The sequence below is a fragment of the Nesterenkonia sp. F genome, from assembly GCF_000220985.1.
Classification (GTDB): Bacteria; Actinomycetota; Actinomycetes; order Actinomycetales; family Micrococcaceae; genus Nesterenkonia.
In genome coordinates this window covers 1-8,482 of sequence record NZ_AFRW01000131.1, presented here as the reverse complement: position 1 = coordinate 8,482, position 8,482 = coordinate 1, and the positions used below count along the sequence as shown (strand labels likewise).

The window sequence follows — 8,482 nt, the reverse complement described above, 5'->3', positions numbered from 1 at the left end:
GTCCGAGCAGCAGACCCGCCAGTGAGGCGTCGCCGGCGCCGACGGTGGACCGGGCGGTCAGCGACGGACCGTCGGCGTGCAGCACCGTCGCCTGCGGATCGGCGGGCACCAGCAGCGCCCCGCGGGCGCCGAGGGTCACCAGCGTGTCGCGCACGCCGTGGGACTGCAGGCGGCGCACCAGGGCCACGGCGGCGGACGGGTCGGCCTCCAGCTGCTCCTCGGTGAGCCGAGCCTGGGGGCAGTCGGCCGGAGCGCCGTCGCCGTCGCGGTCCTCGGTCAGCAGCGCGGCCAGCTCGAGCAGCTCCTCGGCGTTGGGCTTGATCAGCTCCGGTCCGACGGCGACGGCCGCGGCCAGCGCCGGTCCGGAGGAGTCGACCGCGACCTGCGGAGCGTCGTCGCCGAGCTGGTCGCGCAGGGCGTCGACCAGCCGGGCATGCAGATCCGTCGGAGCGCCCGGCGGCAGCGATCCGGCGGAGGCGACCCACTGCGCGCCGCGGGAGCGGGCGACGGCGAGATCCAGCAGCGCGGCGACCTGCGCGTCGTCCAGGGCCGCGCCGGGCTCGTTGATCTTGGTGGTCACGCCCTGCGGGTCCGTGACGGTGACGTTGGTGCGCACCGGGGCGCCCGTCGGCAGATTCGCACGGGGGACGTCGACGGCGGCCAGCGCGGCGATCATCGGATCGGCCTCGTCGCCGGGCAGGACCGCGAGGGTCTCGCGGCCGGCCGCGACCAGCGCCCGTGAGATGTTCACGCCCTTGCCGCCGGGCTCGGAGGTGGCACGCACTGCGCGCTGCACTGCGCCCGGGGTCAGCGGGGCATCCAGCTCGACGGTGCGGTCGAGGCTCGGATTCGGGGTCACGGTGACGATCATCGCGCGATCACCACCTCGACCTCGGCCTCGTCCAGGGCGGCGCGCAGCGCTGTGGGCGGTTCGGCGTCGGTGATCACCGCGTCGAGTGCGGAGAGTTCGGCGAAGCGCACCAGGGAGGAGACCTCGTGCTTGGTGGCGTCGGCCAGCAGCACGCTGCGGCGGGCTGAGCGGATCATCGCCGCCTTCACCGCCGCTTCGGCGGCGTCCGGGGTGGAGAGGCCGAAGGCTGCGTCGAGGCCGTTGGTGCCCAGGAAGGCGACGTCGACCCGGCGGGCGGCCAGCGCGGCCAGCGCCTGGTCGCCGACCACGGCGCCGGTGATCCCGCGGACCTGGCCGCCGAGCACCTCCAGATCCAGGTGCGGGCGGTCGGCCAGCGTCTGGGCGATCGGCACTGCATCGGTGATGATCGCTCGCGTCCCTCCCTCGGCGGCGGGCGGAGCCGCGGCGCCGTCGGCGAGCAGATCGGCCAGCGCCTCAGTGGTCGTGCCGGCGTCGAGGACGGCCGAGCCGCTGCTGGGCGGCAGGAAGTCCAGCGCAGCGGTCGCGATGGCGCGCTTCTGCTCGGCCCGGCGGGACTGGCGCTCGCGCCAGGGGGTCTCGGCGCGGGCGCCGGAGCCGGCCAGCACCGCACCGCCGTGGATGCGTTCCAGGGAGCCGGCGCGCTCCAGCGCGTCCAGGTCCCGGCGGACGGTCTCCTTGGTGACCTCCAGCTCGTCGGAGATCTCCTGGACCGTCGCCGTCGTCCGGGTGCGCAGACGCGCGAGGATGCGGTCGTGACGTTCCGGGGCGAGCAGAGCCATGAGTGTGATCCCTCCGGGCTCGGAGCCGCCGCAGGGGCGGCGCGGTGAATGTGATGCGCGGCACGTATGAGCCGATGATGACCGACTGTATCTGTGTTCATCTGTGTTTGCAACACATATCAGTGGGTTTGTGTGGAGGTGGGTGGGATCAGATGGGCGGGGTGAAGAGTGACCCGGGCAGCCTGGGGTGCGATGACGCGCGGCAGGGCAGGGGTGCGGCAGCGCAGGGTGCAGGAGTTCGCCGCGGCCCTGACCGAGGACTCGTCCGCGGCCGCGGCTCAGCGGCCCGCGCCGCCTCCGCCGCCGAGGCCGCCGCCGGGCATGCCCGTGCCGGCTCCTCCGCCGACGACGCCTCCGGCGGCGCCGGGGCTGGAGGGCACGACCGCCTGGTGGCCGAAGGACTCCGTCGAGCCGGCGAGTGCGAGCATCATCCCCGGCTGCATGGTCGTCATGCTGGACGGGACGTCTGCCAGGCCCAGGGCGCGCGCCGTCTCGGCGGAGATGCCATCGCCGAGCTGATCGAGGGCGGCGGCCCACTGCTCGGCGACGCCCAGGGCGACGGCATACGCCAGGTGGCGGGAGATGCGTCGGGCATCGGGGGCGTCGTGCAGCTGCTCCGGCGTCGTCTCGGCCAGGTGGCGGCGGAAGCCGCAGACCTGCTCGGCGTGGGCGCGTCCCAGGCCGGTGCGCCCCACACCGAGCTTCCGTCCGGCGAGCTCCAGGACGAGCCAGAGCGCGATGAGCCCGGCGAGGACGGCGGCGAGCCCGGCCGCCGAGTCCGGGATGAGCGGGGCGTTGTCGGTGAAGCCGTTCGCGGCCACGATGGCGGCGAGGGCGCCGACGACGGAGCCGACGATCGCGGCGGTGGTGCGCATCGGACCCCAGCGGGGGCGACTCCGGCGCGGGTCGATCGTCTCGCGGAAGAGGTGTCGCTCGGCGATCCGGCGGTGCAGCTGCTCGTCCATGCGGGCGACGGCGTCGCTCAGCCCGTCCGGCGGATCGTCGAGCTGCACGGCGTGGGACTCCGCGGGCGTGTCGGCCTGCGGGGCGTCGTCCTCGCGTTGGTCGCCGTCCGCGGCCTCGCCGTCGCCGAAGAGGCCCTCGAGCAGCGTGGCCTCGAAGTCGGCGAGGGCGTCGGGTCGCCGCGGCGCGGTGCGGCGCGCCAGCCAGGTGTTCGGCTCAGCCGGGACGGTCGGTGACGTGTCGACGTCGTCGTCCGCGTCCTCGTCGGAGTGATCGACCGGGACGAGCTCCACATGGCCGCGGGCGGCCAGATCCAGCAGCGTCGCCCCGACAGCCCGCGGCGGCAGGCGGCGTTCGACCACCAGGGCGGCCTCGGCCGGCGCGAGTCGCTCCGGCGGAGCAGGACGGGCCGGGGGCTTCGCGCGGCGGTGCGCCGGCGTCGTCGGTGTGGTGTCCACGGCGTCCGGAGCGGGCAGGGCCCCAGGTGTCAGCCCGACGAAGGAGTCGTCCCGGTCGCGCCGGATGCGGCGCATCATCCAGATCCCGGCGACCACCGCGACGACGGCGAGCAGCGGGGCGGCCGAGGCCTCGACCACTGTCCAGACCGGACCGGTGACCGTCGCGATCGCGGGCCAGTAGCGGTGCGGGCTGCTCCAGTCGGGCGTGATGAGCTGCGGTGCGGCGTCGTCGACGGTCCCCGGTGGGTAGGTCGCCTGGACGGTCAGCCCCTGGCCGGGCTCGAGCTCCGCGGCGGAGACGGTGACGTTCTCCTCGCCCTCGACCACCCGGCAGGTGCGGATGGTCTCGACGTCGCCGGCCTGACAGCTGGTCCGCAGCGGGGTCGCGGGGGCGGTGATCGTGGTGTCGACATGCTCGATCGGCACCTGCCACTGCTGGCCGGTGACGTTCCAGTGCAGCATCTGCCGCGTGGCGGGGGCCGAGGACGGACGGCCCGGATTGGCGGACCCCTCGGGGAGGTCGGGCGAGGCAGGGGAGGGTGAGCCGTCGGCGTCGGCGTCGGCGGGCGTCGTGGTGGTCATCGCGCCGTCGACGGTGTAGCTCAGCTCGTAGCCCTGGACTCCTGTCCGTGTCTCGCCGCGCTCCTCGGTGGAGCCGACGCCGACGCTGAGGACGTCGCCATCCTCCTCGGTCCAGACGTCGGCCGGAGCGTCGCTGGAGCTGGAGGCCTCGAAGTCGTCGTACGTGTAGACGCGCAGCTGTTCCTCGCCCGACTCGGCGGGTTCGCGGCGGATCAGATCACGCCGGAATCCCAGCCCCTCGCGCGTGCCGAAATCCCAGGAGTAGGTCTCGGTGACGTGCAGAGTACCGTGCCTGTCGATCTCGATCGCGATGTCGAGGCTGCGCACGACGTCGTCTTCGGGATCCGGGCTGCAGCCGGCCAGGCCCAGCACCATCCCGAGCATCAGCGCCGCGCTGGCCGCGGCGGCCGGCAGACGACGCCACAGCCTGGGCATCGGGCAATCCCCCTCCTGGTCAGCTCGACGGCGACCGATCGGACTGGTCGCCCTGCCAGGGTACTGGGTGCGGCCCGGCCAGCGGCGTCAGCGGCTCCGGCCGCCGCGGCGGCGGAGCTGACTGACGATGATCCGAGCGATGCGGCGCAGCAGGTAGGTCATGCTCGCATCCTAGAGGACGGAGCGCCCGTGCGGGGAGGAGCAGGGGAGGGGCGCTTCCTACCGGAGGTCGAGTGGCGACTCCCGGAGGCAACTGCCCGGCGACACGCGGTGTCGGGAGGGGAGATGCTGCGGTGAGCCGCCACTCGATCGAGGACTCGCGGCAGGGCTGCGGTGCCGAGTGCTCGTCGCCGGGGCCAGACGCCAGGTCGGTGGGGAAGGGGTCGGTCGGCACCGGCCAACACTGCTCATCCTGCCGGAGAAGCAACACTCTTGGAAGCTGACGGGGGTGACTCACGTGCGGAGAGCTTTGGCCGGGGAGACCTCCGAGATGACCCGCGTATCCACGTCACAGAAGGGCCGCTCGGAGGCCGTGCATCCGACACACAGGATGCGCCTCGCTTCCCCGGGTGCGAGGTGGAGAACATCATAGAGTCGCATCCTGAGGGGGTCCCGAGAGCCGGCTGGGATCGCGCCATGAATGCCGGACAGGGAAGACCCCCGGATCGACCAGCGCTGAGGGGGCGCACAGACGGCCGATCCGGGGGTCGGATCACTCGCACCTTGATGAGGCGGTTGCCACGCTACACACGAGTCATGACTGCGGGCCGGGTAGCTGCTGGGAACCTGCTGGACGCTATGACCCTGGAAGGTTCGCGGGGCATGTGGCGCGACCGGCGTGGCGTGCAGAAGGCCTATGAGCGTGGCCGGATCTCCCCTGCGTGAATCGGCGGGACGGCTACACTCTTGGCTGCACCAAGCACCTCGCACGTCGTCCCTGCGGCGACACGAAGAAGCCCCCGCATCCCGATGCTGACTGGGATGCGGGGGCTTTCTTTATCCGTGCGCCCATAGGGATTCGAACCCCAGACCTTCGGTTCCGTAGACCGACGCTCTATCCAGCTGAGCTATAGGCGCATCTTCACTTGTCTCCGTGACCGCTTCCCGCGATCACGACTTGTACGACTATACATCCACCGATCGGGGTCGACAAATTCGGGCCGCCTGGTGTGCGAGACGCCACGCGGTGCGGCGGGAAGTCGGTCTGCAGCAGTCCGTCAGAGCGTCGAACGCGCCATCCTGCGCTCCGCGCTCACGGCGGCGTGTCAGTTAGGGTAGGCTTACTCGCATTGAGTCATCCATCGATGATCTAATCATCTCGGTGGATCCTTCGCGGCCCGTCCGGGCCGCCGTCACGAGCACCGACACCGGAGGTCCTTCCCGATGCCCACGAGTACACGCCCGACTCCTCACCCGACTCTGCGGCGGGCGACGCCGGCCGTCGCCGTCGCGTCCCTGGCCGCTCTGACGCTCTCCGCCTGCGGCGGGAACAGCTCCGCCGCCGACGAGAGCTCCGGAGAGATCACCATCGAGCACGCCCTCGGCACTGCGCAGATCGAGGGGGACCCCGAGCGCGTGGTGGCCCTCGGTCAGGGCTCCGCCGAGACCGCCATCGCCCTCGGCGTGACTCCGGTGGGCAAGCAGGAGTACCCCTGGGGCGCCGACGACTCCGGATATCTGCCGTGGATCCACGAGGCGGTCCAGGCGAACGGCGACGAGCTGCCGGAGCTGTTCACCGGCGGCGAGGAGATGGACGTCGAGGCCATCGTCGACCTCGAGCCCGACGTCATCCTGGCCCCCTGGACCGGCATCGACCAGGAGCAGTACGACGTGCTCTCCGACATCGCGCCGACCGTCGCCTACGAGGAGGAGCCCTGGACCGTCACCTGGGACGGGCAGATCGAGACGGTGGCCGAGGCGCTGGGCAAGGAGGATCAGGCCGAGGACCTCATCGAGGAGATCGAGGCCCAGTTCGAGGAAGCCAGCCGTCCGGAGTGGGAGGACATCACCTACTCCTACATCTACAACGACGGCCCGGGCACCCTCGGCGTCTTCTACCCGAGCGAGCAGCGGGCGGCGATGGTCGACAAGCTCGGGCTCACTCCGGATCCCGTCACCGAGAGCGAGCAGCTGAAGGAGTATGACGTCGAAGGCACCGACTCGGCGATGATCGGACTGGAGAACGCCGACATGCTCTCCGACTCGGACCTGATCTTCACCTTCTACTCGGACGCCGAGACGCGGAAGGAGATCGAGTCGCAGGACCTCTACCAGTCCATCCCCGCCGTCGAGCGCGGGTCGGTCGTCGCCCCGGAGGACCCGTCGCTGGTCACCGCCTCGTCGATGATCAACCCGTTGACGGTGCCGTGGGTCCTGGAGCGCTACATCCCGATGATCGAGGAGGCCGTCGCTGAGCTCGACCAGGACTGAGCCGGAGACCTGCCCGGCGTCCGCCGCGACCTTGCCGACGGCCGCGGCGTCCGGACGACCTGCCTCCGACGTCGACCCGTCGCCCGCACCCCCGGCGGCGGGCCGTCGTCGCGTCCCGGCGGCGTCGGCGCTGCTGCTCGCGGCCGGAGTGCTGCTGGTCGCCTCGGCGGCTAGCCTCGTCGTCGGAGGCGGATCGGTCGACGTCGGTCCGGTCTGGCGCGTACTGACCGGTGACGGCGACCCGTTCATGGAGATGGTCCTCGCCGGCCGGGTGCCGCGGCTGCTCACCGGCGCCGTGGTCGGAGCCGCCCTGGCGGTCTCCGGAGTGCTCATCCAGGGCGTGACGCGCAATCCGCTGGGCGAGCCCGGGCTGCTGGGCGTGACGATGGGAGCCTCGGCATCGGTCGTCACCGTCACCGCGCTGCTCGGGGCGGCCACCGGTCAGATGCTCGTGCTCGCCGCGCTGCCCGGAGCCGTGGTCGCCGTGCTGATCTCCTACCTGCTGGGCCGCCGTGCCGGCGGCTCCTCCGTGGTGCCGCTGGTGCTCGCCGGCGCGGTGGTCTCCGCGGTGCTCGGCGCCTACGTGCAGTCGATGACGCTGCTGCGGCCCGAGGTCTTCGACTCCTACCGGCATTGGGTGGTCGGCTCGCTCGTCGCGGCGTCGCCCGAGACGCTGGTCACCGTGCTGCCGACGATCGTGCTGGGGCTGCTGCTGGCGCTGGCCTGCGCCTCGGGGCTGAACTCGCTGGCTCTGGGCGAGGAGGTCGCCGTCTCGCTGGGAGCTCCGGTGGCGCGCGTGCGGCTCGGTGCCATCGCCGCGGCCACGCTGCTGGCCGCCGCGGCCACCGCCGCCGTCGGCCCGATCGCCTTCGTCGGGCTGGCGGTGCCGCATATCGTCCGGGCGCTGGTCGGTGCCGACCACCGGGTGCAGATTCCCGTCGCCGTGCTGTTCGGCGCGGCGCTGCTGGTGGCCGCCGACGTCGTCGCCCGGCTCGTGGCCTGGCCGCAGGAGGTGATGGTCGGCACCGTCACCGCCTTCGTCGGCGCGCCGTTCCTGCTGGTCGCCGTCCGTCGCGGGAGGGTCGCGGCATGAGCACGACGACGCAGCGCGCGGGGGAGCAGACGCCGGGGGCATCCGTCGTCCCGCCGGACCGCGCAGCGCCGCGGGGGACGACAGCACGGACGACGACACGGACGACGACACGGACGGCGACGCCGGCATCGGTCGCGGTCAGCCCCGGCTCCGACGGCGCCGCCCCGCGGATGCTGCGCCTCGGCGACCGCGTCGCGCTGCCGGTCTCGCCGCGGAGCCTGACCGTCGCCGCGGTGCTGGGCGCGCTGATCCTGATCGGCGGGCTGGTCACCCTCTCCGCCGGGAGCCTCGGCGTGACGCCCGCGGAGGCGGCCGCCGCGCTCGCCGGCGAGGCCGACGCGAAGGTGCAGTTCGTCCTCGAGCGGCTGCGCGGCCCGCGACTGCTGGTCGCCGTCGGCGTCGGGCTGGCCCTGGGACTGTCCGGGTCGCTGTTCCAGACCGTCACCCGCAACCCGCTGGGCAGCCCGGACGTGCTCGGCCTCGGCGCCGGGGCCGGGGCGGGTGTGGCGATGACCACGCTGCTCGGCAGCGGCACGGTCCCGGCTCCGATCGGCGCGGTGGCCGGCGCCGGGATCGCGATCCTGATCGTCTGGTGGGCCAGCGGAGTGGGCTTCGTCTCGCCGGCGCGGGTGATCGTCACCGGCATCGGCGTCGCCTCGATGGCCACTGCGCTGACCCACTACGTGGTCGCCGTCGCCCTGCACGATGCCGCCCACGATCTCGCCGCCTACACGATGGGCTCGCTGGGCACCCGCAGCATGGAGCATGCCGTGCTGATCGGCGTCGCGCTGGCGGTGCTGCTGCCGGCGCTGGTGCTGCTCGCCCACCGACTGCGGCCCATGGATCTGGG

At 72.8% G+C, this 8,482-nt stretch carries 6 protein-coding genes and 1 tRNA gene; 3 read left to right on the top strand and 4 right to left on the bottom strand.

Annotation, left to right across the window (positions count from 1 at the left end; genetic code table 11):
- The 4 genes from GU5_RS0112300 to GU5_RS0112285 form a co-directional block, all read right to left on the bottom strand.
- On the bottom strand, positions 1–871 hold an 871-nt coding region (locus GU5_RS0112300; RefSeq protein ID WP_010525872.1), incomplete at its 3' end, for a 1-phosphofructokinase family hexose kinase.
- Positions 868–1,671 (bottom strand): DeoR/GlpR family DNA-binding transcription regulator, encoded by an 804-nt coding sequence (locus GU5_RS0112295; RefSeq protein ID WP_010525871.1) that lies wholly within the window; start codon positions 1,669–1,671, stop codon positions 868–870. The genes GU5_RS0112295 and GU5_RS0112300, both read right to left, overlap by 4 nt.
- 278 nt (positions 1,672–1,949) lie before the next feature.
- Positions 1,950–4,109, bottom strand: a complete 2,160-nt coding sequence (locus GU5_RS17320; RefSeq protein WP_010525870.1) for a DUF2207 domain-containing protein — start codon at positions 4,107–4,109, stop codon at positions 1,950–1,952.
- A 1,003-nt stretch (positions 4,110–5,112) separates the two neighbouring features.
- Positions 5,113–5,186 (bottom strand) — tRNA-Arg (locus tag GU5_RS0112285).
- 306 nt (positions 5,187–5,492) lie between these two features.
- Here GU5_RS0112285 and GU5_RS0112280 point away from each other — a divergent pair.
- The 3 genes from GU5_RS0112280 to GU5_RS0112270 all read left to right on the top strand — a co-directional run.
- Complete coding sequence (locus GU5_RS0112280; protein WP_010525869.1) at positions 5,493–6,539, top strand: iron-siderophore ABC transporter substrate-binding protein; 1,047 nt, start codon at positions 5,493–5,495, stop codon at positions 6,537–6,539.
- A 31-nt stretch (positions 6,540–6,570) separates the two neighbouring features.
- Complete coding sequence (locus GU5_RS0112275) at positions 6,571–7,632, top strand: iron ABC transporter permease (RefSeq protein WP_010525868.1); 1,062 nt, start codon at positions 6,571–6,573, stop codon at positions 7,630–7,632.
- Positions 7,629–8,482 (top strand): iron chelate uptake ABC transporter family permease subunit (locus GU5_RS0112270; protein WP_139084445.1); only part of this gene is annotated, 854 nt, incomplete at its 3' end. The genes GU5_RS0112275 and GU5_RS0112270, both read left to right, overlap by 4 nt.